The sequence below is a fragment of the Maritalea mobilis genome, from assembly GCF_019800885.1.
Classification (GTDB): domain Bacteria; phylum Pseudomonadota; class Alphaproteobacteria; order Rhodobacterales; family Rhodobacteraceae; genus Roseibacterium; species Roseibacterium beibuensis.
Genome location: NZ_JAHVKE010000002.1, coordinates 779,588 through 804,783 on the forward strand (window position 1 = coordinate 779,588; position 25,196 = coordinate 804,783).

Genomic DNA, 25,196 nt, shown 5'->3' on the forward strand with positions numbered 1-25,196 from the left:
GGGTCAGGCCGCGGCAGGCGGGCTGCGTCCCTGTCCCCCCAAGCGCCAGAGCGTCGGAGCGAGAGCGGCGTAGGTCGTTTCGGAAAGGGTGGACTCGGACCCGGCCACTGGCTGCGCCACGGGCGTATCCGGTGCAAGCGCGAGGGCTCCGACGATGCAGTCGGGGCAGGGGTGTTCGGTCAGTTCGACCGGCTCGCCCGCGTCGTCGAAGAGCGGCAGCCCATCCACCGCCAAAACGATCTGGGGCGTGTTATAGCCGCAAAGCACCCCGTCAGCCGCCATCGCGCCACGCGCCATGGAGGCGGCGAGGCCCGTGACGGACATGAGCAGCGCAAGCGCGATGCCGAGGATGACGCGGGTCGTTCTCATCGCACTCAATCTAGGGATGCAGGCCTGCGTCCGCGCTGCGGCAAAACGACAATGGGCGGTGCTGCGCGACATACGCAAGCGCCCCGCAGGCCAAGGCCGGCGGGGCGCGCGCGATTCGCAGGTGACCGAAAGATCAGGCCTGAGCGGCCTGCGCCTTTTCGATTTCACGCTTGATCTTGACGGCCTTGGGCGACAGGTCGGCCTCTTTCGCGCGGGTCAGGAAGGCATCGAGGCCCCCGCGATGGTCGACAGTGCGCAGCGCGGCGTTCGAGACGCGCAGGCGGAAGCGACGGTCCAAGACGTCCGAGCCGAGCGTCACTTCGCTCAGGTTCGGCAGGAAACGGCGCCGGGTCTTGTTGTTGGCATGGCTGACATTGTTGCCAGTCATCGGGCCCTTGCCGGTCAGTTCGCAGACACGCGACATGGTCTTCGTCCTCGTTCTGGGCAGCGGGCCGGTGTGATCGAACCATCTGGGCCGGGCGCCGGCGCTGCGGAAACCAAAAGGGCGCGGAGGGGGCCTCCACGCCCAATAAATCTGCGGTGGCTTTAAGCGGGCCACCTTGAGGTGTCAAGCCGGGAATCGGGCCAGGGTGGCGTCAATTCGTCGGAAAGAGATGGATCTCGAGCACCGTGTTGCGCGGGTCGGCCTGAAGCGCGTGCATGACCGCGTCGGCGACATCCTCGGGCTTGAGCTTGTCAGGCTTGGCCTCGGAGAAAAAGGGCGTGTCCACCATGCCGGGTGCGATCACGGTGCAGCGCCCGCCCCATTCGCGCATTTCCTCGGCCAGGTTGCCGGCATAGCCATGCACGAACCACTTGGACGCGCCGTAGATCGAGCCCTTGAGGTGACGGCGTCCCGCAGCCGAGCCGGTCAGCACGATGCTGCCCTTGTGGGGCTTGAGGTGGGGAATCGCCGCCTTGGCGGTGTAGAGCAACCCCATGATGTTGAGATCGACGAGGCTGCGCCATTCCTCGGGGTCGCCGGCCTCGGTCCCCGGCGTGTCGAGGCCGCGGCCCGCATTGGCGAAGGCGGCATCGAGGCGGCCGAAATGATCGACGGTCTTTTGCATGGCCTGCGCCTGGTCGTCATAGGATGTCGCGTCGCCGGGCAGGGCGAGGGCCTGGTCCCCGATCTCGGCGGCCAGCGCGTCGAGCTTGTCCCTGGACCGGGCGAAGAGGGCGACGTTCCAGCCGGCCTTGGCGGCGGCATGGGCGGTGGCGGCGCCGATCCCGGTGGATGCGCCGGTGATGAAGAGGGTCTTGGTCATGGGGCAGTCTCCTTTGTCCTTGGCCTGCCAACGTCTCTTGGGCGGCCCGGTTCCGCCGGACGCGATTGTCACGGCCGCGGCGCTGGCTAAACTGGGGCCATCATGCGCGAGACGGATCTTTATCCCCCCATCAAGGCCTTCCTGGAAGAGGCCGGCTACGAGGTGAAGGGCGAGATCGGCCCCGCCGACGTGATGGGCGTGAAAGAGGGCGAGGACCCGGTGATCGTCGAGCTGAAGACCGGCTTTTCGCTGGCCCTGTTCCACCAGGGGATCGCGCGGTTGTCGATCAGCGATCGTGTCTATGTCGCCGTGCCGCGCAAGACCGGCCGGGTTTTTGCCCGCGCGCTTGCCGAGAACGTGAAACTGGCGCGGCGGTTGGGCCTGGGCCTGCTGACGGTGCGTGTGGAAACCGGGCTGGTCGAGGTGCATTGCGACCCCGGGCCTTATGCGCCGCGCAAGAATGCGCGGCGGCGGGCGGCGATGCTGTCGGAATTCGCGCGGCGGCGGGGCGACCCGAGCGCGGGCGGCACGCAAGGGGTGCGGATGACCGCCTATCGTCAGGACGCGCTGGCTTGCGTGCAGCACCTGGCGGGGGCGGGTGCCTGCAAGGGGGCCGTGGTGAAAGAGGCCACGGGCGTGGCGCGCGCGACCACGATCATGCGCGACAACCACTATGGCTGGTTTGTGAAGGTGGAGACCGGGATCTACGATCTGAGCGCGGCGGGGCGGGCCGTTGCCAGCGGCTGAGCGCCATCGGTTGAGGGGTTGCGCCGCCTTTGGCGTCGCCCGGGGAAGCGGTGCAGGGGGCATCGAGCCCCCTGCACCGCTGCCGCGCGTCGCGCGGGGCATATTTGAAGGATAAAGATCGGGGCGGGAGGGGCATCTTGCAGACGGAATTCGAGATCGAGACGCGCGGCGCGGGGTTGGTGGAGTTTACCGGCCAGGTGGCGCGATGGGTGTCAGGACAGGGCGACGGGGTGCTGACGCTGATGGTGCGGCACACCTCGGCCAGCCTGCTGATCCAGGAGAATGCGGACCCGGACGTACAGGTGGACCTGCTGGGGTTCTTCGAGCGCCTGGTGCCCGCCGGAGACGACCCCTCGATGCGCTGGTTGACCCATGTGCTGGAGGGGCCCGACGACATGCCCGCGCATATCAAGGCTTCCCTGTTGCCGGTGTCCTTGCAGATCCCGGTGAGGGACGGACGGATGCGGCTTGGGACGTGGCAGGGGATCTACCTTTTCGAGCATCGTGCGCGGCCACATCGGCGGCGCGTGGCGGCGCATTTCAGTGCGGATCGCGCGGGGTGAGTCTCTTTCGCCACCCCTGATCTTGTGGCGGGATTTGCCCTCTACCCAATCCCTGACCTCTGACCTATAGTGCCTGTGGATAAGTGGGCATCAGACCCAAGGGATGAGGCAGGCGCGGCGAGATCCCCGCGCAATGGGACAGGAAAGGGGACGGCGATGCGCTGCCCGTTTTGCGGAAATGTTGATACTCAGGTGAAGGATTCACGCCCCGCGGAGGATCACGTGGCGATCCGGCGGCGGCGGTTCTGCCCGGCCTGCGGCGGACGCTTCACCACTTACGAGCGGGTGCAGTTGCGCGACCTCGTCGTGGTGAAATCCAATGGCAAGCGCGAGGATTTCGAGCGTGACAAGCTGGAGCGTTCGGTGCGGATCGCGTTGCAGAAACGCCCGGTGGAACCGGAGCGCGTGGATCAGATGATCTCGGGCATCGTGCGGCGTCTGGAAAGCATGGGCGAGACGGATATCCCGTCCAAGACCATCGGCGAGATCGTGATGGAGCGCCTGGCCGCGATCGACTCGGTCGCTTATGTCCGCTTTGCCAGCGTCTACAAGAATTTCCAGGCCACCGACGATTTCGAGGATTTCCTGGCAGAGCTGCGGCCGCCGGTTCAGCCCGGCGACTGAGCCATGGTCTCCATCGCCGAAGACGCGCGCTGGATGCGGCTGGCGCTGGCCCTGGGGCGGCGCGGGCAGGGGCGGTGCTGGCCCAATCCGGCGGTCGGCTGCGTGATCGTCAAGCAGGGGCGCGTGCTGGGGCGGGGCTGGACCCAACCGGGCGGCCGCCCCCATGCCGAGGTCGTGGCCTTGGCGCAGGCAGGCGACGCGGCGCATGGCGCGACGGCCTATGTCAGCCTCGAGCCCTGCAACCACTATGGACAGACACCGCCCTGTTCCGAGGCGCTGGTCGCGGCCTCGGTCGCGCGGGTGGTGATTGCCGCGACGGACCCGGACCCGCGGACGGATGGGGGCGGGGCCGCGCGGCTGCGCGCCGCGGGGATCGCGGTGGAGACCGGGGTGCTGGAGGACGAGGCCGCGCGGGATCATCGCGGCTTCTTCAGCAAGGTTCGCGCGGGTCGTCCGGCCCTGACGCTGAAACTGGCGGCGTCGCTGGACGGGCGGATCGCGACCGCGACGGGCGAGAGCCAGTGGATCACCGGGCCCGAGGCACGCCGCTGGGTGCATGGGCAACGGGCGCGGCATGACGCGGTGATGGTGGGCGCGGGCACGGCGCGGGCCGACGACCCCTCCTTGACCGTGCGGGGATTGGGCATCGCGCATCAGCCGGTCCGGGTGGTGCTGTCGCGGCGTCTCGATGTTCCGGTGGAAAGTCATTTGGGACGCACGGCGCGCGAGGTGCCGGTCTGGCTGTGTCACGGGGCCGATGCGCCGGAGGCGGCACGGGCGGCGTGGCGTGACGCCGGGGCGCGATTGATCGAGGTGGCGACCGGCCCGGGCGGGCAGTTGGACCTGTCGGCGGCCATGGTGGCGCTTGGAGAGGCGGGCCTGACCCGTGTCTTTTGCGAGGGCGGTGGTAGCCTCGCGGCCGGGTTGATCGCGGGTGACCTGGTCGATGATCTTGCCGTGGTCTCGGCGGGCCTGACCTTGGGCGCGGAGGGGACACCGGCGGTCGGCGCGATGGGCGTTGCGGCCTTGTCGGAAGCCACGCGGTTCCGCCTGATCGAGACGCGGGACCTGGGCGGCGACGCGCTGAGCCTGTGGGTCAGAGAGGCCGGGTAGGGAGCGGCGGATATACTCACAGCCTGTGAGTGGAGGCCGAAATTTTCGCCCATGCTGTGAGTAAGTGAGCCGGGCCTGTGGAGAGGTGCAGAAAATCAGCGTCGCCAGATCCAGCTTTGACCCGCGAACCAGCCTTGGAGCTTGGCCAAGGCACGCAAGCGGGGCGGCTGCGGGGCCGCGGTCGGGTCGGCGAGTCTGTCGATTGCGACCTCGACCGGGCAAGGGCGGTTCGTGACCGGATCGTGATAGCGCGGGTAGGCGATCAGCGCCGCGTGCACCAACCCGGCGAGCGAGACGCGGGCCTGCCGCCGTGACGGCACAGGCCCGAGGTCGTTGGTCAGGCCCCAACCGGCGTAGAACGGCGCGCCGAGGGTCGTGACGGGGATGCCGCGGATCAGCGCCTCGAACCCGAGGCCCGAGGTCATGGTGACGACCCGGTCGGCTTGCGCGAGGCAGGCCTGCGCGCCGGTCCCCCGCGCGACATGGTCGGCCAAGGCGGTCAGAGTTTCGTCCGGCACCGCGCCCGGGCGCAGCCCGGCCTCCACATCGGGGTGCGGCTTGAACACGATCCACCCCCTGGGGTGCAGGCGACGGGCGGTGCGCAGAAGCTCCTCGTTCGTGGCGACATCGCCAGCCCCCAGCAGGATCGAGGCGTCGTTTTCGACCTGGCCGGGGACGAGGATGACGCTGCGCCCCTCGGGCGGGGGCGGCAGATCGGCAGCGCCGCCGAGGTTGTATTTCGTGACACCCAGCTTGCGCAGGCGGCCCATCAGGCGGTCGGCGCGGCGCAGCGCCTCGGGGCGGGCATGGGCGCTGTCGGCGATCAGGCGTTCGAGGCGGCTTTCCCGGCTGGGGTCGTAGTAAATGCCGAGGTCATCCAGCACCAGCGAGAGCGGCGGCACCAGTTCCGCACCCAGTCCGCGCGAGCGCAGGAACCCGTCCTCGACGCGGTAAAGGGGCATCCCGCTTTCGGTGCAGGTATCGCGCAGGCGTTTGGTCTCGGCCCCGGCCCAGACCATGACGGGGCGGGTGCTGGATGACGCATCACCGGGGTCGTCAGCGAATTGCATCCGTCCGCCGTCCGCCTCGAAACTGGATTTCAGGTGGCCGCGCTTCCATGCGCGCATGCCGAGGGCGACATATCCCCGGCGATCCTCGCGCCAGGCGCGGGTTTCTGCCTCCAAGGTGCCGAGGACGGTTTCGAGGTCGCAAAGCCGGTCTCTGTAAGGATCATACCAGGTCGGGTACAGGATGAGGGCGGCCGCCACCAGTTGCGCCCGGCTGAGACGGCGCGCGCGGCGGGCGGGCACGGGGCGACGATCGTCCGTCAGGTCCCAGCCCGCGTAGAAGGGCGTGCCGAAAGTCACCGGGCGATGGCCAGCGAGGATCGCCTCGAACCCCAGTTGCGAGGTGACGGTGTAGACCGCGCGCGCGCCTTCAAAGAGCGTTTGCGGCGGCAGGGGGCGATCCTCGATCACCACGCCGTCGGGCAGGGTGGCCGGGTCGAAATGCCCCGCGCGATGCCCGTCGCGGGTTTCGGGGTGGGTCTTTATGACGATCTGCGCGCCGGGGTGGTCCTGCTGCGCCCATGTCAGCATCTCGGCAAAACTGTTGGCATCCGCGTCGCCCAGCCGGATCGAGGCATCGCCGCGGGTCTGGTCGATGACCAGAACATATCCCGGTGCGGGGGGGCTCAGCGTGAGGTCGGTCGCGCTGTATTTCGTAAGGCGGCTTGCCGCGATCCGCGCCATCCCCTCGCGCGCGCGGTCCAGAAGCGCGGTGTCGTCCAGCGGGTGATGGGCAAGGATGTCTTCCAGGTCGGAGGGGCGAGATGCGTCGAAATACATGCCCTTGCGGTCGATCACGAGGCCGAGGGGCGGCTCGCCGGACCGGCCCGGATGCAGCGACCGCAGGAACGCATCCTCGATGCGGATCAACTCTGCGCCCGTGCTGTCGGCTGCTTTCTCGCCGCGCGGGGCATAGGGGGAATGCCCCCAGACCATGACCGCGTCCTCGGGGCCGGGCAGGCCGATGCGCAGGTCGTAGCCCGCCAGCGTCAGGATACGCCGGACGCGGGCATTGGTCAGGAAGCCTGCGTTGAAATGAAAGGCGCGGCGGCGCGACAGGTGCGATGCGCTGCGCTCCGTCGGATCGGCCGTGGCCGCCATCGCTCTATTGGCCGAGGGAGGACAGCGTGTTCGCGGTGCCCGCGGCGCTGGTCAGTGTCCCGGTCAGCGCGCTGATGGCGTTATTCCACTGCGTGATCGGGGCCGAGGTGACATAGACCGTGTCCTCGTCGCGGATGGCGAAATCTCGCGCCTCGAACATGCCGGTGGGCGCGGTCAGGTCCAGCACGTAGACGAAGCGTTGCGTGCCGATCAGGTCCGAGCGGCCAAGGACGGCATTGGCCATTTCCTCGGGCTCGTTGCGCAGCACGAAAACGCCGGTCGGATCGGCAAGGCTGGGGTTCAGGCCGCCGACCGAGGCAATGGCCTCGAGCGCGGAAATGGTGCGGCTCTCAAAAGGCACGAGGGTTTGCGCCGCCGTCGCGCCAAGCGCGGTGAAGCTGCGGCTGTCTTCCTCGACCAGGATGCGGTCGCCGTCGCGCATGGCAATGTCGACCTGCGGCTCCAGGAAGATGTCCTCGTACCAGACCGTGCCGGACTGGCCGCCGCGAATGACGGTCACCTGCGTGATCTCGGGGTCGGGCGTCACGCCACCGGCAGCGGCGAGGATGCCCGAAAGCCGACGGGTGGGCCGTTCGATCGGATAGATGCCCTCCCCGCCGATTTCACCGGAGACGGTCACGGTGGCGCCGTCGCCAACTTCGCGGATCACGATCACCTGCGGATCGGGCGTCTGTTCGTCGAGGTTGCGGGTGATGATCTCGCGCAACTGGTCGGGCGTGTTGCCCGCGGCGCGAATACGGCCCGCGTAGGGAATGAAGATGAAGCCGGCCCCGTCGACCTGGATCGAGCTGATGGCCGAGGCATTGGCGTTTTCGCCCGACAACAGGCCGTCATTGACGTTTTCATAGATCGTCAGCGTCAGGGTGTCGCCGGGGCGAATGATATCGGTATTGGCGCTGGCGGCATTGAGCAGCGACGGCGGGAAGCCAAGCGCGGGCACGGCCGAGGTGACGGCGGTCACGCGGCTATTGACCTCGACCACGAAAGCGTCGCCCTCGCGTTGGACCGATCCTGCAAAGATCTGGTTTCGTGTCGGCCCCGAGGAGGGAAGGAACCCGTTCAGCATCCCGCATGACGAGACAGCCGACACAACGGCAAAAAGCACGGCCGACCGGGCCGTTTTCAACACCAGCGATGTCACGGAGTTGGCTCCTTACTGCCTGAAACTGCCTCGAATATTTTTTTATTGGGCGGGACCTTAGCCAAATTCGACCAATTGGGGAAGCCCCGGCGTCATTTCACGAGGTTGAGGTGTTGCCGTGGTGCCGGTCTGCCGGCGTCGAGCGCGTCATAGGGATCGTCCGGGCTGAGCATCATGTCCACCACTTGCCGCAGCAACTGGCGCCGGCCGCGCGCCGAGTAGAAGCTGCCCGTGATCTGCGAGGTCTCCAGAAGGTAGTGGCGATAATCGCGATAGGCGCGGCTGTCGGGGCGCTGCGGGTTGCTGAAGAACTCGGCCAGCGGTTGGGTCGAGACGAATTCCGGCTTGAGGTAGACGGCTTGCCCGAAGGCCTTGAGCGGCAGCCCGCGCCAGAGCGCCTGTTGCGCGGCGGTGGAATTGACCGTGACCGCGCTGCGGGCATCGTTGAGAAGCGGCGCAAGCTTGCCCCCGCGCACGAAATGCACGCGCCCGCCCACACCGTGCCGGGCGGCGAGTCGACGGATCTCGGCGCGGATCGGAACGCGGCCATCTTCGAGCGGATGCGCCTTGAAGACGAGGTGATGATGCGTGGGCGCGCCTTCCGCGAATCCTTCGATCAGCACTTCGAGGAACTCGGTCATGCTTGAGAACGGCCCGTGGTCGCGGAAACTGGCGTCATGTTCCAGTTGCAACAGCGCAAGGTGATAGGGAAACCCGCCGGTCTTGATGCGCCGGGTGGCGCGCCGGCGATCCGCCCAGTGGAACGGCATCAGCGCCAGCCGCCGCAGGTAGAGGCGAAACTCCTCGCGGACGGTCAGCGTGCGGTGCGGGCGAAAGGCGGTGTAGCGCCGGTTTCCGACCATCAGGAGCCAATGGTAGAGCGCGCCGTAGAAGACATGCTGGCGCATGTCGCCCCAGCGGGCGGGGGCGTCGGGCAGGTCGAGGTCGAGATCCCTGAGCGCGCGGCGCATATCCCCGACATCCGTGTCGATGATGCGGGAGTTGCCGTTGGCGCCGCCCCGCTCGTAGGTCACCCAGTAGGGGCGCAGGTAGCCTTCTTCGAACACGTGAACGGTCAGGCCGCGGGCCCGGGCAGCCTCGATCGCTGTCGCGTGGATCGGGCGCGTGTCCCCGTACAGCACGAGGTCGGTCACCGATTTTTCTTCGAGCAGGGTGGCGACACGCTCGGGCCAGCTGTCGATCGGGCCGGTTTGCGGGATGAAATGCGCGCGGTCGGACCAGAACACCTCGTCGCCGCGATTGAAGCCCACGCGCCAGACGGTGGCGCCTGCGGCGGTCAGCATCCGGCCGAGACGGTCGAAGAACGGTCCGTGGGGGCCCTGCAGGACCAGAAAGACGCGATTGGACGGGCGCGGGGCCATGACGAGTACCTTTACGGCGCGTGGAGCAAGCCCCGCGGGCCTTTGAGTGGGTGATAGACCTTCGCAGGGAGGGGAACAATTCCTTGCGGCCTGCGCAGGGCGCCAATGCGGCAAGCCTGTGGCCCCAAGCCGCACCCTTGCAGGACCCCGCGAACCGGGGCTAGGTCAGGTCCGACGTCATTTGGCTTGGAGGCCTGCCCATGTTCACCGGACTGATTACCGATATCGGCACCCTGCGCGGGGTCGACCATCGCGGCGACCTGCATGCGCGGATCGCCACGGGATATGACATGGCGACGGTCGAGATCGGCGCGTCGATCGCCTGCGACGGCGTCTGCCTGACGGTGACCGCCAAGGGGGACGACTGGTTCGAGGTGGATATCTCGGCCGAGACGGTCTCGAAAACGACGCTTGGCGCGTGGGCCGAGGGCAAGCGCGTGAACCTCGAGCGCGCGCTGCGTGTGGGCGACGAATTGGGCGGGCATATCGTGTCTGGCCATGTCGATGGCGTGGCCGAGATCGTGGCCACGCGGGACGAGGGCGAGTCGACGCGGTTCACTTTCCGCGCGCCCGAGGCGCTGGCGCGCTTTATCGCGCCGAAAGGCTCGGTCGCGCTGAACGGGACCTCCCTGACCGTGAACGAGGTGGACGGGGTCGAGTTCGGGGTGAACATCATCCCGCACACCAAGCAGATGACAACCTGGGGTAAGGCCAAAGCAGGGGACCGGGTGAACCTCGAGATCGACACGCTCGCGCGCTATGTCGCGCGGTTGCAGGATTGGCCGGGCTGAGGGCCGGGCCGGGGGGAGCGCCCGCCGCACGCGCCCTCCGGGCACATTTGGCGGGCGCTGGCCGGGCTGTCGCCGGCCGGGCCTGTGTCAGCGGCGCGCCTTGTCGTCGGAACGACCTCGGTTGCCTGGCCGGGGACGCCTCCGGCGGGCATATTTTTCGGGATAAAGAGGGGGCGGGATGGCGCGGGACGTGGTGATGCGCTCCATCGAGGACGGCTCGGCGCAGCGTTGCGTCGACCTGATCCGTCTTGCGAGCGGTGATTGGGCTTTCGTCGAATGCCGCCGCGATCCCGAAGACGGCCACGGCTGGCGACGCGTGGCTGCGCCTTCGGGCGGGGTCGCATCGGAGGCGGAGGCCCTTGCCGCGGCGCGGCGTGCGGTGGCATGGTTGGCCGAGGAGGATCGCGCATGACCGGGATCGGACATAATGGCGGGCCGTCGATGGAGGCGGGCTACGGGTTTCGCAAGCTGGCGTGGAAAAAAGCGCGCCGGTCGTTGTTGCCTGCCCTGCCGCTGGAGGTGGTTCGGGTGCGCGTGGCGCGAGCCAGGCGCCTGGGCCTGCCCTACCAGACCTATGCGACGATCCGGGCCACGGCGGGGCGCGATATCGTGGCCTTCCTGTTCTCGGGCAATTCTCTGGGCCTGACGGCGCGGCGCATCGAGATGCCGGAGGTGGAAGCCGGGCGGCTTGACGGCCTGTCCGGCGCGGCGGCGCGGCTCGGGGCCGTCTATCACGCGCCGGCAGACGTGCTGGCCGTGAATGGCGCACGGCTGGAGGCAGCCGGACCTGCACCGCAGATGACGGCATCCTGGCGCAACACGCGAGAGACCTTGCGGGGCCTGATCCGGGAGGAAGGGCTGCCGCTCGACGGTGTCGTCCTGGTGCCCGCCACCAGCATCGAGGCGGAGTGGTGTGCGACGGCCGGTCTGGCCGGGTCGGTTCCGGCCGAGCGCTTCTTCGCCCCCGCGCCCTGACCCCCGCGCTGCCGCGTCGCGGGGCGGCGTGTCTGGCAAAGTCCCGCGCCATGGTCTATCTGCCAGCGGGAAATGACGCGTGAAGGGCGGCCATGACGCAAGCATATGAAACCCCGGGCCCGGTCGAGCGGGACTGGTCCGACGCCATCTCCTCGATCGAGGAGATCATCGACGACGCCCGCAACGGGCACATGTTCATCCTTGTCGATCACGAGGATCGCGAGAACGAGGGGGACCTCGTGATCCCCGCGCAATGGGCGACGCCGGACGTGATCAATTTCATGGCCATGCACGGGCGCGGGTTGATCTGCCTGTCGATGACCAGCGACCGGATTGAACAACTGGGCCTGCAACTGATGTCGACGAACAACTCGTCGCGGCACGAGACGGCCTTTACCATCTCGATCGAGGCGCGCGAGGGCGTGACCACGGGCATCTCGGCGGCCGACCGCGCGAAAACGGTGCAGGTGGCCATAGATGCGTCCAAGGGCGCGGCCGACATCGCGACGCCGGGGCATGTGTTCCCGCTGCGCGCGCGGGATGGCGGCGTGCTGGTGCGCGCGGGCCATACCGAGGCGGCGGTCGATATCTCGCGGTTGGCGGGGCTGAACCCCTCGGGCGTGATCTGCGAGATCATGAACGAGGACGGGTCGATGGCGCGCCTGCCCGACCTGATCGCCTTTGCACAGCGTCACAACCTCAAGATCGGGACGATTTCCGACCTGATCGCCTACCGTCGCCGCCATGACAACCTGGTCAAGGTGCGCGCCGAGGAGGTCATCGAAAGCGAGTTCGGTGGCGAATGGCGGATGCGCATCTACACCGACGAGACGCAGGGCGCTGAACATATCGTGCTGATCAAGGGCGATATCGAGACGGACGAGCCGGTTCTGGTGCGGATGCACGCGCTGGACCCGCTGATGGATATCGTGGGCGTCGGTCCCAAGGGCCGCGCGGGCGAGTTCGCCGATGCCATGCGCCTGATTGCCGAAGAGGGGCGCGGCGTGGTCGTCCTGCTGCGGGATCTGACGATGAAACTGACGGTCGAGGGAGAGGCCTCTCCGCAGACGCTACGGCAATATGGGCTGGGGGCGCAGATCCTGTCCTCGCTCGGGATCTCGGACATGATCCTGTTGACCAATTCGCCGAAACCCAAGGTGGTGGGGCTGGACGCCTACGGGCTGAGCATCCTCGACACGCGCAAGATCTCGGAGCTGGGATAATGGCCGGAGCTTCTCATTACGTCCTTCCGCTGCCGGAATTCGACAAGCCGGTGAAACTCGCCATCGTGGTGGCGCCCTATTACAAGGAAATCGCCGATTGGATGATCGCGGGCGCCAAGGCCGAGATCGAGAAGGTCGGCGGCAGCTACGAGGTGATCGAGGTGCCCGGCGCGCTGGAAGTGCCGACCGCCATCCGCATCGCCTATCGCCAGTCGAATTTCGACGGGTTCGTGGCCCTTGGCTGCGTCATCCGGGGCGAGACGACTCATTACGACACGGTCTGCAATGACAGTTCGCGGGCGATCCAGTTGCTGGGCCTCGAAGGGGCCTGTATCGGCAACGGGATCCTGACCGTCGAGAATTACGACCAGGCCGCGGTGCGCGCGAATCCCGAGGATCAGAACAAGGGCGGCGGGGCTGCTGCGGCGGCGCTCCACCTGATCGCGTTGACGCGCCGGTTCGGACGGCCTAAGGGCGGCGTCGGATTCAAACCCCGCGCCGAGACGATCGAGATCGCGGGGGGCAGCGAAGGGCCCGCCACCGCATGAGCGACGAAGACGATACGACCGAAGGCGCCCCGCGCCAGATGCCGAAACCCAGCCGGGAGGAGAAGCGCCAGATGCGTTCGGCTGCGCGGCTCTACGCGGTGCAGGCGCTGTTCCAGATGGAAGTCTCGGGCCAGACCTTCGACGAGGTGCGGCGCGAGTTCGAGACGCACCGTTTCGGCGCCGTCTACGAAGGCGACGAGATGGCCGAGGGCGACCCTTACCTCTTTGCCAAGACGCTGGAAGATGCCGTCACGCGGCAGGCCCGGATCGACCAGATGACCGACCGCGCGCTGGTGGCGAAATGGCCCATCGACCGGATCGACCCGACCTTGCGGGCGCTGTTCCGCGCGGCGGGGGCGGAACTGGTCGAAGGCTCGGCGCCGCCGAAGGTGGTCATCACCGAATACGTGGATGTCGCGCGCGCCTTTTTCCCCGAGGGGCGCGAGCCCAAGTTCGTCAACGCCGTGCTCGATCACATGGCGCGCGAGGCCAAGCCCGAGGCGTTCTGAACGCGCCACGGTGGAACCCCTTGCGGTTGTCTGCCGTTCCTACCACGTGAAAAGGGGGCCGCCTGGGTGGCCCCGCGGAACGGAGGATCAAGGCGATGTCCGATCAGAATGGCAATGGGTTCGGAACGGGTGGCCCGCCGCCGCCGCCCGAGGTTCTGGACGCGATCCGCGCCCATCGCGGCACCTTCATCGCGCTTGGCGTCGCCCTGATCGTTGCGGGTGTCGCGGCCATTGTCTTTCCCCTGATTGCCAGCATCGCCGCCAAGCTGCTGTTCGGCTGGCTCATGCTGGCGATGGGCGGGCTGACGCTGTGGCACGCGTTTCACACGCGCAGGTGGGAGTCGGCCCTCTGGAATGGGCTGATCGCCGTGCTGCTTCTGGCAGCGGGTGTCTACCTCGCCTTTTTTCCGCTGACGGGATTGGTCGGCCTGACGCTGGTCCTGGGCGTTGTGTTCCTGATGCAAGGCGTGTTCGAGACCATGATCGCGCTGCAAAACCGGGCCCGGCGCGGCTGGGGATGGCTGCTCGGGTCGGGTATTTTGTCCGTGGGGTTGGGTGTTCTGCTGATCGCGGGCTTGCCGGGCACGGCGGCTTGGGCGCTTGGCCTTCTGATGGGCCTGCACTTCCTGACCTCGGGTCTGTCGCTTGTGGCGCTGGCGCGGGCGGCTTAAACCGCCCCGTGTGCTGACACTCGACAACATCATCAGCGATCGCGGGTCGAAATACGCCGTCTCGGGTGGTCCTTGCGCCACAGCCGAGGAGGCGGCGGCCTTCCTGAAAGAGCTGAAGCGGAAAAAGAAATTCGCCAAGGCGACCCATAACACATGGGGCGTGGTGACAGCGGACGGCCCGCTGAAGAATGACGATGGCGAGGCCGGGGCGGGCATGGTCATCCTGCGCATGTTGGAGCGCGAAGGCGTGCAGGGGCATATCGTCGTGGTCACGCGCTGGTATGGCGGCAAACATTTGGGGGGTGATCGGTTCCGCCACGTGCAGGAGGCGGTGCGCGTTTACCTTGAAGAGGCCGGGCTGACCTGACGGCGCGCGCAGATCGTCTGTCGACAGGGGCGAAAAAACCTTGCCGCGCTCCTTAGCAGGATGGCGCGCACGCCCCATCTGCGCTGCACCCATGGTCGGCTGTCCCGAGCCCGTGGAGGGAGTGAAGGCGACATGGATTTTCTTTTTGTCGGTATTGGCCTTGCGATGCTGGTTGCGGGGGGCGAGGTGCTCGTGCGCGGCGGCGTCGGTCTTGCGCAAAGGCTCGGCCTGCCCAGTGCGGTGATCGGCGCAACGGTTCTGGGGTTCGGCACCTCGACGCCTGAACTCGTGACCTCGCTCCGCGCGGCTTTCGACGGGGCGCCGGGTATCGCAATCGGCAATGTCGTCGGCTCGAACATCGCGAACATCCTTCTGATCCTTGGCTGTGCTGCGCTGATCTCTCCCATGGCGCTGCGCGGGGTTGCGCCCGTGTCCGATGTCATCGGCCTGTTGATTGCCACGGCGGCCGGGGTCCTGATCCTGCTGCTGGGGGAAGCCGGGCGTCTTGCCGGCACCCTGCTGCTGATGGGCGTGGTTGCCTATCTCTGGGTGGTGCTGCGCACGGACCGACCCGCGCCGGCGGAGGGGGAGCTGCCGGTGGAGGGTGCAACAATGCCCCTTTGGAGGGGGTTTGCCCTCGCCCTTGTGGGGATTGCCGTGCTGGTCTTCGGGGCAAGCCTTCTGGTGGGTGGTGCGACGCGGATCGCGCAAGGGTTGGGCGTGTCCGAGGCCGTGATCGGCCTGACCCTGGTGGCGGTGGGAACCTCGCTTCCGGAACTGGCCACCAGCGTCGTTGCGGCCCTGCGCGGGCAAGGGGCGATGAGCCTTGGCAACATCCTCGGATCGAACATCTTCAACGTCGCGGGCATCCTCGGGCTGACGGCGCTCAGCCACCCGTTGGTGGTGCCGCCGGATATCGGGTTGGCCGACGGGGGCGTGCTGGCGGTCTCGGCGCTTGTGCTGGTGGGCCTGATTGCGCTTGGCCGGATCGGCAGGGGGGCGGCTTTGGCCCTGCTGGCCGGGTATGCGGGGTATATCGGCTGGCTTGCCGCATCGGCCTAGGCCGATCCCCGCGCAGATCGACGCAAGGGCTTGTCCCGCGTCGCTTTGCTGTTACCTTTGTCAATGAATGACCGCGAGGGAGGCCAAGATGCCCGACCATATCAAGCTGATCCTGTTTCATGCCTTCATCGGCTTTCTGCTGTCGCTCGCCTTCGTGGGCGGGCTTCTCTACCTCAATATCGCGAACCTGTGGCACCTTGTGACCCACACGGCGGAAGGGCCGGTCGCCCTGATCATGCTGGTGGTGTTCTGCACCATCACCTTCGGATCGGCGCAGATCGGGTTCCGCATCATGATGATGGCCGAGGAAAACGATGACGACGAGCCGAAGGGCGGCAAGCGCGACGCGATCCCGGTGCTGGACGCCATCGCGATCCCGATCCCGGTCAAGGCCGACGACCGCCGCGCCTGAGACCTGGGACAGAGAAAACGAAACGCCGGCCCATCGTGGCCGGCGTTTTCGTGTCTTGCGGGGTGACGGGACCGCACCAACCGTAGAGGCGTGAATTCCCGAGAGCCTGTAATTACAGGTGGGCGCCAGGTAACCGAGCCACGGCCCGGACAGAGCCAGCTCCCTCGGAAATGCTTAAGGCCACTGGAATTTTGCCACAGGTACGAGAAGGGCAGAACCCGTCCCGACAGCACATAAGGCGCATGGCCATGTGGGACAAGGGCGTGCGTCGGTCTTCACGCGCTTGTATATGTTCCGCAAATGTTCCATTCTCGCCGCATGGTTGATCTTGCCGCACAAGCCGCTGTCGAGGGGATGATGCCCGGCCAGGTTTTAGCCCGTGGCGTCTGTCGGCACCTGGCCAGCCATGGCTTCGCCTGCATCGAGGAGTTCACGCCCGACCGTGGCAAGCGGCTGGACGTCATGGCGCTTGGCCCCAAGGGCGAGTTGTGGGTGATCGAGTGCAAGTCGAGTCGGGCGGATTTCACCTCGGACGCCAAGTGGCAGGGTTACCTCGATTGGGGCGACCGGTATTTCTGGGCGGTGGACGAGGGGTTTCCGACCGACCTTCTGCCGCCTGAAACAGGGCTGATCATCGCCGATGGCTATGACGCCGAGATCCTGCGCATGGGGCCGGAAACGAAACTGGCCGGCGCGCGGCGCAAGGCCGTGACGCAGCGCTTCGCCCGCATCGCGGCGCAGCGGCTTCAGCTGTTGCGCGACCCCGGCGCGGTGCTCTGAGCGCGCCCGACACGGGTCAGCGCCAGCAGCGTCAGGGGCGGGCCGATCAACTCGAAGATCACGGTGGTGCCGACGGTCAGGGTCAGGATCGTCTCGCGCCAGTCGGGGAAGGCCTCGCCGGCCACCAGCGCCATGCCGACGGCGACGCCGGCCTGCGGCATGAGGGCCGGGCCGATCCAGCGACATTCCGTGGCGTCCAGCCCGGCCATGCGCCCGCCGATCCAGCCGCCCAGAAGCCGCGCCGCGATCCGCAGGCAGACATAGGCCGCCCCAAGCGCGCCGAGATGGACCAGGCCTTCAACCTCCAGCACGGCGCCCGCCATGACGAAGAACAGAAGCATGAACGGCCATTGCAGATGCTCGATCTCGTGAAAGGCGCGATCGTGGTGGCGGGCGAGATTGGCGATGCTGGCGCCTGCGACCAGACCCGCGATCAGGATCGACACGTCCAGCCACGCGGCCAGCCCTGCGGTCAGGAAGACGAGGCCAAGCGCCTCGGTCTGCAACGGCTCGCCCGGTGAAAGCCGCCCGGTCAGGGCCGCGCCGGGCAGGCCCACCAGCAGGCCGACAAGGACCGCGCCCCCGAGGTCTCGCGCGGCGTGGATCAGCGCGCTGCCGCCCTCGCCATCGCCCGAGAGGGCGCCCGCCGCCACGAGGACGAGGCTGAACACGATCAGGCCCCAGGCATCGTCCACGGCCACGATGCCGCGAATGCGATCGGCAAAGCCACCCGTCGCGCCCGATTGGTGCAGGATGTCCGCGGTCGCGGCAGGGGCGGTGGCCGTGGCGATGGCGGCCAGGATCAGCGCCAGCGCGGGCGGCATGCCAGCCAGCCATAGCCCCGGCGCGACCATCATCAGGGTCATGCCGACGACCGACCAGGACAGGATCAGGATCGCCCGGCCATGCGCGGCCAGTTTCTCGCGCGTCAATGCATTGCCAAGCAGGAAGGCCACAAGGGTGAGGGCCGCCGTGGACAGGATCTCGAACAGGTCGCCCGCCTCGGCCGGGATCAGGCCAAGCCCCGATTGGCCCGCCGCCACGCCGATCAGCAGAAGAAGGGTGACACGCGGCAACCGGGTGCGGCGCCCCAGCGCATCGGCGGCCAGCCCCGCAAGGAACAGGGCGCCGAGTGTCACGAAAAGGCGGGCGATCTCATCCATGGCGGGTGGCTCGTCCAAGGGCAGGTGATGCCATCTTCGGGTCGCGCACGCCCCTCAGCCGAAAAACCCGGGTTTTTCGGACCGGAAATCTCGAGATTTCCGCCAGCCCCCGGATCAGCCCTTGCCCTTCTTGCCCATCTTGCGGGCGGCCGCCGCCGCGGCGCGCAGTTCTTCGGCGATCTCTTCCGCTTCCTCGGGGTCGAAATCCAGCGGCAGGTCGATGCCATTGCCCTCAAGGTAGATCCGCACCATCCCGAGCGTCGTCGGTCCGATCTGCAGATTGGCCTCGATATCGCTTTCGCTGTTGATGCCCATGTCCGGCCTCCGTCAAACTGGCTGAGGGCGTAGTCGCTTCGCCCGTCCAAGGCAAGGGAGGGCCGCATGGCCGAGGGCGAGATCGAGTTGCGGGACCTCGGGATCGGGGATGCGGGCTGGCTGATCCAGCAACATGCCGAGCTCTATCACCGGGAAGAGGGGTTCGACGCCAGTTTCGAGCCGCTGGTCGCCCGCATCCTCGCCGATTACATCGAAACCCGCGATGCGGACTGCGAGCGGGCGTGGATCGCGTGGCGCGGGGGTCAACGGCTCGGCTCGATCTTTTGCGTCAAAGGGCCCGAACCGGGGCTCGCGAAACTGCGCCTTTTCCTGATCCGCCCCGAGGCGCGGGGCACCGGCCTTGGCAAGCGGCTGCTGGCCGAATGTATCGCCTATGCCCGCGACAAGGGCTATGGCACCATAGCCCTCTGGACGCATGAAAGCCATCGGGCGGCCTGCGCGCTCTATGAAAAGGCCGGGTTTACGCTGGTCCGGTCCGAGCCGGTCCACTCCTTCGGGGTCGATCTGGTGGAACAGGAATGGCGTCTCGATCTGGCGAGAGACTGACTGCGAAAACCTGCCCAAAACCCCCTTGCAATGCTCGCGCGGCACGAGTATTTCGCCACGCAGTGCCGGCGTAGCTCAGTTGGTTAGAGCGCCTGATTGTGGATCAGGAGGTCCCCCGTTCGAGCCGGGGCGCTGGTACCATCCCACCGCATAAGCGAGAACACTCAGCCCTCGGGCAGTGCAAGCTCTTGCACTTGCGCGCCGCTTTCGGCGTCGAACACGCGGACCATCCCGTCATCGCCGATGACGATGACGTGCTGACCTGCCAGCTGGAACCCCGTGACCCCAACACCGTCGGGCAGGTCGAAGTCGCCGGGCGCGACGGTGATCACCGGCGCGGTTCCCGTATCGTTGAGTCGGATGACAAGCAGCGCCGTGATCGTTATCACGCCTGCGATCATCACCACGGTCAGGATCGTCACGAGCGTTTTCAGGAAACGCAACTCGCGCGGCAGGCCGGCCTGGTCCTTCGGAGCGTCGTCCATGTCCACTTCTGCCCGCCTTGTCTCGTTTCCCATCGGGCCGGACCCGGCCCCGCGTCTTGATAAGGCACTGGCCCGCGACGTGCCAGAGGGCGAGAGCCTCAGCCGATCCCGCCTTGCGCGCCTGATCGAGGGCGGGGCGGTGTCGGTGAACGGGACCGTCGTCACCGATGCGCGGGCCAAACTGTCTGAGGGTGACCTGATCGAAATCACGGTCGAAGAGGCCGCCGAGGTCGAAACCCGGCCCGAGGCGATCGCCCTGGACATCCTTCATGAAGATGACGACCTCATCGTCGTCAACAAGCCCGCAGGCATGGTGGTGCATCCCGCGCCGGGGACGCCCGGCGGAACGCTGGTCAATGCACTGCTGCACCATTTCGGCGGCAACCTGTCGGGGGTGGGGGGCGAAAAACGCCCTGGCATCGTGCACCGGATCGACAAGGATACGAGCGGCCTGCTGGTCGTGGCGAAATCGGACCGGGCGCATCATGGGCTGGCCGATCAATTCGCGGCCCACAGTGCCGAGCGGGAGTATGTCGCGCTCTGCCACGGCGTGCCGAACCCGGCGGACCCGCGACTGCGCGGCGTGCGCGGGGTCAGCTTCGAAGAGGGTGGCGTGATGAAGATCACCACGCACCTGGGGCGCCACAAGACCGACCGGCAGCGGCAGGCGGTGGTGTTTTCCGGCGGGCGGCACGCGGTCACGCGCGTGCGGGTCGAGGAATGCTTTGCCGGGGTGGTGTCGCGCGTCTCCTGCCGGTTGGAGACCGGGCGCACCCACCAGATCCGCGTGCACATGGCCCATGTCGGCCATGCGCTGATCGGCGACCCGGTCTATGGCGGGCGGCGGAAAGTGGCGGAAAAGGTGCTTGGGCGGGAACCGGCAGAGGCCCTGAACGGTTTCAATCGCCAAGCCCTTCACGCGGCAAGCCTTGGCTTCGTGCATCCCGTCAGCGGCGAGATGATGCGTTTCGATGCGGATTTGCCAGAGGACATGGCAGGCCTTTTGCACCTGCTGCGCGATACGGGCCTGTAACCTGTGCGCAATTGCACGTGATCGGCTTGTAATCTGTATTGCTGTTCGATTGTGCGCGGCGCATACACGAAGGGATCGCGAAGCCGGGGAGACTTGAAATAAAGTTAATCCGGTTTACATAAGTCTCAACACGGTCGAACAGGGGGACCGATATATGAGCAATTTTGCAAATCTGCCGGCGCCGTCGCCGGAGCAGGGGCTGAACCGCTACCTGCAGGAAATCCGCAAGTTCCCGATGCTGGAACCGGAAGAAGAATACATGCTGGCCAAGCGGTGGGTCGAGGACCAGGATACCGAGGCGGCGCACAAGATGGTCACCAGCCACCTGCGTCTCGCCGCGAAGATCGCCATGGGCTATCGTGGCTATGGCCTGCCGCAGGCCGAGGTGATTTCCGAGGCGAACGTGGGCTTGATGCAGGCCGTCAAACGCTTCGACCCCGAAAAGGGCTTTCGCCTTGCGACCTACGCGATGTGGTGGATCCGCGCCGCGATCCAGGAATACATCCTGCGGTCCTGGAGCCTTGTGAAGCTGGGCACCACCAGCGCGCAGAAAAAGCTGTTCTTTAACCTGCGAAAGGCCAAAGCCCGCATCGGTGCGCTGGAAGACGGCGACATGCGGCCCGAGAACGTGGCCCGTATCGCCAACGATCTTGGCGTGACCGAGGACGAGGTCATCTCGATGAATCGTCGCCTGTCGGGGGGGGATGCCTCGCTGAACGCGACCATCGGCACCGAGGATGACAGCTCGACCCAGTGGCAGGACTGGCTGGAGGACGAAAGCGCCAACCAGGCCGAGGATTATGCCGAGAAGGACGAGTTCAGCCAGCGCATGGCCATGATGGAAGAGGCCATGGAAGTGCTGAACGAGCGCGAACGCGACATCCTCACCCAGCGGCGTTTGCAAGACAGCCCGGTCACCCTCGAAGACCTGTCGGGCGTCTACAATGTCAGCCGCGAGCGCATTCGCCAGATCGAGGTGCGCGCGTTCGAAAAGCTCCAAAAGCGGATGCGGGAACTGGCGCGCGAACAGGGCATGTTGGCGAGCGCCTGACCCATTCGAGACCAGATGCCAAAAGGCGTCGGAGAAATCCGGCGCCTTTTTGATGTCGGGCTGCTTGCTTTTGTCGGTGGCGGCGCGAGAGGACGCTCGGCAATCCTGTTTGCGCCCGTGCAGGCCCGCAGGATAGGCTGAGCCGGACAACCAAGCCGATCGGAAGGGGCAAGACAGATGCGCGATTACCTGCGTTGGGGCGTTCTGGGGGCATCCAACTTCGCCCGCAAGACGATGGCCCCCGCCATCCATGCCGCCGACCGGGCCGAGCTTGCTGCCGTGGCCACGCGGGACGCTGCCAAAGCGGCGCCGTTTCAAAGCTTTGCCCCCGGTCTTCGGGCCCATGCCAGCTATGACGACCTGCTGGCCGACCCCGAGATCGACGCGGTCTACATCCCCCTGCCGAACGCGCTGCATGTCGAGTGGAGCGAGAAGGCAGCTCAAGCCGGCAAAGCGGTGCTGTGCGAAAAGCCCATCGGGATGACGGCGGGCGATATCGACCGCCTGATCGCCCTGCGCGACGAGACAGGCGTGTTCATCGCCGAGGCGTGGATGCCCGCCCATCATCCGCAATGGGCCCGCATACGAGAGATCCTCGCCGAGGGCGGGATCGGCAAGCTCCACACCGTTGCAGGGGTCTTCACCTATCCGCTGCCCGCGGGCGCCGCGAATGTGCGCAACGATGCGGCCCTGGGTGGCGGCGCGCTGCGCGACATCGGCGTCTATCCCATCGGGGCGGCGCGGATCGCGACGGGGCTTGAGCCGGAGCTGACATGGGCCGATGCCATCATCGAGAAGGGGGTCGATTCGAGCACCTGGGTGCAGGCCCGGCTGGGCGACGCGCGGTTTTCCTTCTACGTCTCGATGCGCGCGGGGCTGCGGCAGGAAATGGTGTTTCACGGCAGCGAGGGCAGTCTCGTGGTCGAAGCGCCGTTCAACGCGGGCAGCTATGGTGAGGCCGCGATCCGCTGGCGCAGGGCCGGGCTGGATGAGGACCTGATCCGCTATCCCAACGAGCAGCAATATAAAAACCAGGTCGAAGCGGTGGCCGCCAGTGTGCTCGAAGGTGCCGAATACGCCTGCCCGCTGGAATTATCCCGCGGCACGCAAGCCTTCATCGACAAGGTGTTCGCGTCGCTCTGAAGCTGCGGGTGGCTTGCCGTTCGTCAACGGTTGCGGCGCGGACAGAATAGGCCCACCCTGAATACGATGGGCCAGCTTCAAGGACGGGTGCTGTGGCGGACGACGACAAGATCGAAGGGCGGCTTCACGGCGAACAGCCGGATGCCGAGAAAGACAACCTCGGCATGCGGTTGATCTACATGCTGCTGATCGCCTTCATGCTATCGATCTCCCAGACCGTCCTGACGGTGCTGACGGTCGTGCAATTCATCACCATGCTGGTCAATAACGGCGAAAAGAACGCGCGGTTGGCGGATTTCGGGACCGATCTGGGCATCTGGATGGCCAAGGCTGCGCGCTATCAATCGGCGGCGTCCGAGGTGAAGCCTTGGCCGTGGACGGAGCTTGATTGACCTGCGCCCCGCCGGGTCGCTTGCAGGCTCGGGCCGCACGGGCGTAGGCTGATCCGGTCAGGGGGGGGCGGCCATGGCAGGCGGATGGGCGCGTGATGGCGCTGTATCGGAACAGATCGAAGCCTCGATCGAGGATGAGTTGAAACGCCTCAAGGCGCGCAAGCAGCCGCAAGGCGACAGCGCCACCCATTGCGTCGAGTGCGACGAGGAAATCCCCGAGGCGCGGCGCAGGGCGATCCCCGGCGTGAAGCTCTGCATCGACTGTGCGAGCCAGCGCGATTCGCGCCCCGAGGCGCGTGGCGGGATCAACCGGCGCGGCTCCAAGGACAGCCAGTTGAAGTGAACGCGCCGCTCCGCGTGTCGTTGGCAGTACGGGCAGTTGCGGTGCGGCCGGGCCATGCCACGTTGGCCCTATGGGCGGTTCGGAAACGGGTGGGGGTATCGGCACCACAGGGGCATCGCAAACTTGGGTGTGTCTTGGTTGCAACGAAATTGATTGTCGCGAGAAATTATTTTAGCAGCCTTCGACAAGGGCAGCGAAGAGAAATAAAATCTCCTTTGAAACGAAGTGGAATCCTAGGAGTTCAGCGATGAAAGGTTTTTCCCTTTCCGTGCTCGCGCTTGTTCTTGCCGCACCGGCTTTTGCCGGCGGTGTTGTCGAACCGGTCGAGCCCCCCGTCATCATTCCGGCTGACCCGGGAACGGATTGGACCGGCGCCTACGGCGGTCTGCAGTTTGGCACCATTCTTGATGGGTCGCTGTGCTGTGGTCCGCAGGGCGAAGAGCCGGATGTGGACGGGACGCTCTACGGCATCTTCGGCGGCTATCGTCATGACTTCGGCACCTTCGTGATCGGCGCGGAAGTCGACCTGATGATGGGAGACGGCGAGCTTGACATTGGGGGCATCGGCGAAGACTTCGACATCGATAGCCTCTTGCGTGTTGGCGTTGAGGCCGGCTTCGATCTTGGCAGCATCTTTGCTTACGGGACCGCCGGCTATGCAAGCATCACGATTGCACCGCCGGGTGGTGGCGCGGACGATGATGGCACCGGCTATTTCTGGGGCGTCGGCATGGATTTCCTCGCCACGGATAACGTCACCATCGGCGCCGAGTTGCTGCACCACACCTTCGAGGATATGGGCCCGGCCGATGACGCCGACTTGGACGCGCTGACCCTCGGCCTGAACGTCGCGTACCGGTTCTGAGCCGACGACAACTGCACCGATCGAAAATGGCCGCCTTTCGGCGGCCATTTCTTGTTTCGGGGGCAACGCGGCATCGACCAGGCGAACGGTGAGGCATCGGGTTTGGCCTCATCGACATTCGGGCCGATGATCCGCGTCTCAGCGCGGCTCGAAATAGTTCATAGGCACCTTGAGGTAGGAGCGCCCGTTCCCCTCGGGTTCAGGCAAGCGCCCGCCCCGGACATTCACCTGAAGCGCGGCCAGCATCAGCTTGGGCAGCGGCAGGGTGGCATCGCGGGCATCGCGCACCTCGCGATACTCGGCCTCGGACGGGGCATTGCGCAGGTGGATGTTCATCGCCTTGTGCTGGCCCACGGTTGCCTCGCATTGCGCCTCGCGGCCCTTGGGGGCGTAGTCATGGCCAATGAACACGCGGGTTTCGTCGGGCAGGGACAAGATCTTCTGGATCGTCTCGTAAAGGTCCCTGGACGACCCGCCCGGGAAGTCGGCGCGCGAGGTGCCGCTGTCGGGCATCATCAGCGTGTCATGCACGAAGGCCGCGTCGCCCGCGACATAGGTGACCGAGGCAAGCGTGTGGCCCGGTGAAAAGATCACGCGGACATCGATAGTGCCGACCTTGAACGTGTCGCCATCGGCCCAGAGATGATCCCATTGCGAGCCGTCGGTCGGGAAATCCTCGGGCAGGTTGTAGATGACCTGCCACAGTTTCTGAACGCCCACGACCTTTTCGCCGATGGCCGTCGGGGCGCCCAGCTGTTCCTTCAGCCAGGGCCCGGCCGAGAAATGGTCGGCATGGGGGTGGGTGTCGAGGATCCATTCGACCTTGATGCCCGTGTCGCGGACATAGTCGAGGATCGCTTGCGCGTTCTTCGTGTAGGTGGCGCCGGCGTTGGCGTCGTAATCCAGAACCGGGTCCACGATTGCGCCCTTCATCGTTTCGGGGTCGTGAAAGACGTATTGCCAGCTTCCGGTCGGTTCGTCCCAGAAGGCTTTGACGATCGGGTTGGTCATGGGATGTCCCTTTCCTTGTCGCGGTCAATCTTTTGCAGGGTCAATGCGGAGCGGGCCGAGAAGGTCGGCCCGCTCACGCGGTCGTGAGCTTGCG

Annotated in this window: 31 protein-coding genes, 1 tRNA gene and 1 pseudogene; 23 read left to right on the plus strand and 10 right to left on the minus strand. The window is 66.5% G+C overall.

Features of this window, described 5'->3' with window-relative positions; genetic code table 11:
• Positions 1-3 precede the first annotated feature (3 nt).
• From KUV65_RS12720 to KUV65_RS12730, 3 genes are all read right to left on the minus strand, one after another.
• Positions 4-378 carry a hypothetical protein gene (locus tag KUV65_RS12720; RefSeq protein ID WP_222191058.1) on the minus strand — a complete coding sequence of 125 codons (375 nt, stop codon included), beginning with the start codon at positions 376-378 and terminating at the stop codon, positions 4-6.
• A 124-nt stretch (positions 379-502) separates the two neighbouring features.
• Positions 503-793, minus strand: a complete 291-nt coding sequence (gene rpmB, locus KUV65_RS12725) for a 50S ribosomal protein L28 (RefSeq protein WP_222191059.1) — start codon at positions 791-793, stop codon at positions 503-505.
• A 172-nt stretch (positions 794-965) separates the two neighbouring features.
• Positions 966-1,637: an SDR family oxidoreductase gene (locus KUV65_RS12730; RefSeq protein ID WP_222191060.1), complete on the minus strand. Its 672-nt coding sequence runs from the start codon at positions 1,635-1,637 to the stop codon at positions 966-968.
• Between the two features lie 102 nt (positions 1,638-1,739).
• On the opposite strand from KUV65_RS12730, the gene KUV65_RS12735 reads away from it, so the two are divergent.
• The 4 genes from KUV65_RS12735 to ribD all read left to right on the plus strand — a co-directional run bounded on the left by KUV65_RS12735 (position 1,740) and on the right by ribD (position 4,684).
• The gene (locus KUV65_RS12735; protein ID WP_222191061.1) at positions 1,740-2,384 is read left to right on the plus strand and encodes a DUF2161 domain-containing phosphodiesterase; all 645 of its coding nucleotides are present in this window, start codon (positions 1,740-1,742) and stop codon (positions 2,382-2,384) included.
• Between the two features lie 134 nt (positions 2,385-2,518).
• On the plus strand, positions 2,519-2,947 hold the full coding sequence (locus KUV65_RS12740) for a secondary thiamine-phosphate synthase enzyme YjbQ (RefSeq protein ID WP_374107078.1): 429 nt from the start codon (positions 2,519-2,521) through the stop codon (positions 2,945-2,947).
• A gap of 156 nt (positions 2,948-3,103) precedes the next feature.
• A complete protein-coding gene (gene nrdR / locus KUV65_RS12745; RefSeq protein ID WP_222191063.1) occupies positions 3,104-3,571 on the plus strand; it encodes a transcriptional regulator NrdR in 468 nt (155 codons plus the stop codon).
• A gap of 3 nt (positions 3,572-3,574) precedes the next feature.
• Positions 3,575-4,684: a bifunctional diaminohydroxyphosphoribosylaminopyrimidine deaminase/5-amino-6-(5-phosphoribosylamino)uracil reductase RibD gene (ribD, locus tag KUV65_RS12750; RefSeq protein ID WP_261331744.1), complete on the plus strand. Its 1,110-nt coding sequence runs from the start codon at positions 3,575-3,577 to the stop codon at positions 4,682-4,684.
• Positions 4,685-4,779: 95 nt separating this feature from the next.
• Here the strand turns inward: ribD and KUV65_RS12755 are convergent, their stop codons facing one another.
• From KUV65_RS12755 to KUV65_RS12765, 3 genes are all read right to left on the minus strand, one after another.
• Positions 4,780-6,852, minus strand: coding sequence for a capsular polysaccharide biosynthesis protein (locus tag KUV65_RS12755; protein ID WP_222191064.1), 2,073 nt, complete (start codon positions 6,850-6,852; stop codon positions 4,780-4,782).
• Between the two features lie 4 nt (positions 6,853-6,856).
• Positions 6,857-8,014, minus strand: coding sequence for a polysaccharide biosynthesis/export family protein (locus KUV65_RS12760; protein WP_222191065.1), 1,158 nt, complete (start codon positions 8,012-8,014; stop codon positions 6,857-6,859).
• Positions 8,015-8,106: 92 nt separating this feature from the next.
• Entirely contained in the window at positions 8,107-9,396 is a 1,290-nt protein-coding gene (locus KUV65_RS12765; protein WP_222191066.1) for a capsule biosynthesis protein, read from the minus strand.
• 200 nt (positions 9,397-9,596) lie between these two features.
• Here KUV65_RS12765 and KUV65_RS12770 point away from each other — a divergent pair, with 200 nt between their 5' ends.
• The 11 genes and pseudogenes from KUV65_RS12770 (at position 9,597) to KUV65_RS12820 (ending at position 16,734) form a co-directional block, all read left to right on the plus strand.
• Positions 9,597-10,187: a riboflavin synthase gene (locus tag KUV65_RS12770; RefSeq protein ID WP_222191067.1), complete on the plus strand. Its 591-nt coding sequence runs from the start codon at positions 9,597-9,599 to the stop codon at positions 10,185-10,187.
• 178 nt (positions 10,188-10,365) lie between these two features.
• On the plus strand, positions 10,366-10,599 hold the full coding sequence (locus KUV65_RS12775; protein WP_222191068.1) for a hypothetical protein: 234 nt from the start codon (positions 10,366-10,368) through the stop codon (positions 10,597-10,599).
• Positions 10,596-11,162 carry a hypothetical protein gene (locus KUV65_RS12780; RefSeq protein WP_222191069.1) on the plus strand — a complete coding sequence of 189 codons (567 nt, stop codon included), beginning with the start codon at positions 10,596-10,598 and terminating at the stop codon, positions 11,160-11,162. The genes KUV65_RS12775 and KUV65_RS12780 overlap by 4 nt, the downstream gene beginning before the upstream one ends.
• Before the next feature lie 92 nt (positions 11,163-11,254).
• Positions 11,255-12,385, plus strand: coding sequence for a 3,4-dihydroxy-2-butanone-4-phosphate synthase (gene ribB, locus KUV65_RS12785; protein WP_222191070.1), 1,131 nt, complete (start codon positions 11,255-11,257; stop codon positions 12,383-12,385).
• Positions 12,385-12,849 (plus strand): annotated as a pseudogene (locus KUV65_RS12790) (6,7-dimethyl-8-ribityllumazine synthase); the annotation flags it as partial. The gene ribB and the pseudogene KUV65_RS12790, both read left to right, overlap by 1 nt.
• A gap of 80 nt (positions 12,850-12,929) precedes the next feature.
• Positions 12,930-13,442, plus strand: a complete 513-nt coding sequence (gene nusB / locus KUV65_RS12795) for a transcription antitermination factor NusB (protein ID WP_261331745.1) — start codon at positions 12,930-12,932, stop codon at positions 13,440-13,442.
• Positions 13,443-13,537: 95 nt separating this feature from the next.
• Positions 13,538-14,113: an HdeD family acid-resistance protein gene (locus KUV65_RS12800; RefSeq protein ID WP_222191072.1), complete on the plus strand. Its 576-nt coding sequence runs from the start codon at positions 13,538-13,540 to the stop codon at positions 14,111-14,113.
• Between the two features lie 10 nt (positions 14,114-14,123).
• Positions 14,124-14,480 (plus strand): YigZ family protein, encoded by a 357-nt coding sequence (locus tag KUV65_RS12805; RefSeq protein WP_222191073.1) that lies wholly within the window; start codon positions 14,124-14,126, stop codon positions 14,478-14,480.
• A 132-nt stretch (positions 14,481-14,612) separates the two neighbouring features.
• Positions 14,613-15,542, plus strand: a complete 930-nt coding sequence (locus KUV65_RS12810; RefSeq protein ID WP_222191074.1) for a calcium/sodium antiporter — start codon at positions 14,613-14,615, stop codon at positions 15,540-15,542.
• Between the two features lie 88 nt (positions 15,543-15,630).
• The gene (locus tag KUV65_RS12815; RefSeq protein WP_222191075.1) at positions 15,631-15,954 is read left to right on the plus strand and encodes a hypothetical protein; all 324 of its coding nucleotides are present in this window, start codon (positions 15,631-15,633) and stop codon (positions 15,952-15,954) included.
• A 318-nt stretch (positions 15,955-16,272) separates the two neighbouring features.
• A complete protein-coding gene (locus KUV65_RS12820; protein ID WP_261331746.1) occupies positions 16,273-16,734 on the plus strand; it encodes an MmcB family DNA repair protein in 462 nt (153 codons plus the stop codon).
• Here KUV65_RS12820 and KUV65_RS12825 read toward each other — a convergent pair.
• Both KUV65_RS12825 and KUV65_RS12830 read right to left on the minus strand, forming a co-directional pair.
• Complete coding sequence (locus KUV65_RS12825; protein ID WP_222191076.1) at positions 16,701-17,897, minus strand: cation:proton antiporter; 1,197 nt, start codon at positions 17,895-17,897, stop codon at positions 16,701-16,703. The genes KUV65_RS12820 and KUV65_RS12825 overlap by 34 nt on opposite strands.
• Before the next feature lie 114 nt (positions 17,898-18,011).
• On the minus strand, positions 18,012-18,212 hold the full coding sequence (locus tag KUV65_RS12830; RefSeq protein ID WP_222191077.1) for a DUF6324 family protein: 201 nt from the start codon (positions 18,210-18,212) through the stop codon (positions 18,012-18,014).
• A gap of 66 nt (positions 18,213-18,278) precedes the next feature.
• Here KUV65_RS12830 and KUV65_RS12835 point away from each other — a divergent pair, with 66 nt between their 5' ends.
• Together KUV65_RS12835 and KUV65_RS12840 are read left to right on the plus strand one after the other, a co-directional pair.
• The gene (locus tag KUV65_RS12835) at positions 18,279-18,779 is read left to right on the plus strand and encodes a GNAT family N-acetyltransferase (protein WP_222191078.1); all 501 of its coding nucleotides are present in this window, start codon (positions 18,279-18,281) and stop codon (positions 18,777-18,779) included.
• Between the two features lie 64 nt (positions 18,780-18,843).
• Positions 18,844-18,920 (plus strand) — tRNA-His (locus KUV65_RS12840).
• 23 nt (positions 18,921-18,943) lie between these two features.
• Here the strand turns inward: KUV65_RS12840 and KUV65_RS12845 are convergent.
• Entirely contained in the window at positions 18,944-19,264 is a 321-nt protein-coding gene (locus tag KUV65_RS12845) for a DUF6476 family protein (RefSeq protein WP_222191079.1), read from the minus strand.
• On the opposite strand from KUV65_RS12845, the gene KUV65_RS12850 reads away from it, so the two are divergent.
• The 6 genes from KUV65_RS12850 (at position 19,263) to KUV65_RS12875 (ending at position 24,091) form a co-directional block, all read left to right on the plus strand.
• On the plus strand, positions 19,263-20,297 hold the full coding sequence (locus KUV65_RS12850; protein WP_222191080.1) for an RluA family pseudouridine synthase: 1,035 nt from the start codon (positions 19,263-19,265) through the stop codon (positions 20,295-20,297). The two genes, KUV65_RS12845 and KUV65_RS12850, sit on opposite strands and share 2 nt — an antisense overlap.
• A 154-nt stretch (positions 20,298-20,451) precedes the next feature.
• A complete protein-coding gene (gene rpoH / locus KUV65_RS12855) occupies positions 20,452-21,348 on the plus strand; it encodes an RNA polymerase sigma factor RpoH (protein ID WP_222191081.1) in 897 nt (298 codons plus the stop codon).
• 177 nt (positions 21,349-21,525) lie between these two features.
• Positions 21,526-22,491 (plus strand): Gfo/Idh/MocA family protein, encoded by a 966-nt coding sequence (locus KUV65_RS12860; RefSeq protein WP_222191082.1) that lies wholly within the window; start codon positions 21,526-21,528, stop codon positions 22,489-22,491.
• 92 nt (positions 22,492-22,583) lie between these two features.
• Positions 22,584-22,883 carry a DUF4389 domain-containing protein gene (locus KUV65_RS12865; protein ID WP_222191083.1) on the plus strand — a complete coding sequence of 100 codons (300 nt, stop codon included), beginning with the start codon at positions 22,584-22,586 and terminating at the stop codon, positions 22,881-22,883.
• 73 nt (positions 22,884-22,956) lie between these two features.
• Complete coding sequence (locus tag KUV65_RS12870; protein ID WP_222191084.1) at positions 22,957-23,226, plus strand: DksA/TraR family C4-type zinc finger protein; 270 nt, start codon at positions 22,957-22,959, stop codon at positions 23,224-23,226.
• A gap of 247 nt (positions 23,227-23,473) precedes the next feature.
• Entirely contained in the window at positions 23,474-24,091 is a 618-nt protein-coding gene (locus tag KUV65_RS12875) for an outer membrane protein (protein WP_222191085.1), read from the plus strand.
• Positions 24,092-24,229: 138 nt separating this feature from the next.
• Here KUV65_RS12875 and KUV65_RS12880 read toward each other — a convergent pair whose 3' ends face one another.
• Entirely contained in the window at positions 24,230-25,102 is an 873-nt protein-coding gene (locus KUV65_RS12880; protein ID WP_222191086.1) for an MBL fold metallo-hydrolase, read from the minus strand.
• Between the last annotated feature and the right edge of the window lie 94 nt (positions 25,103-25,196).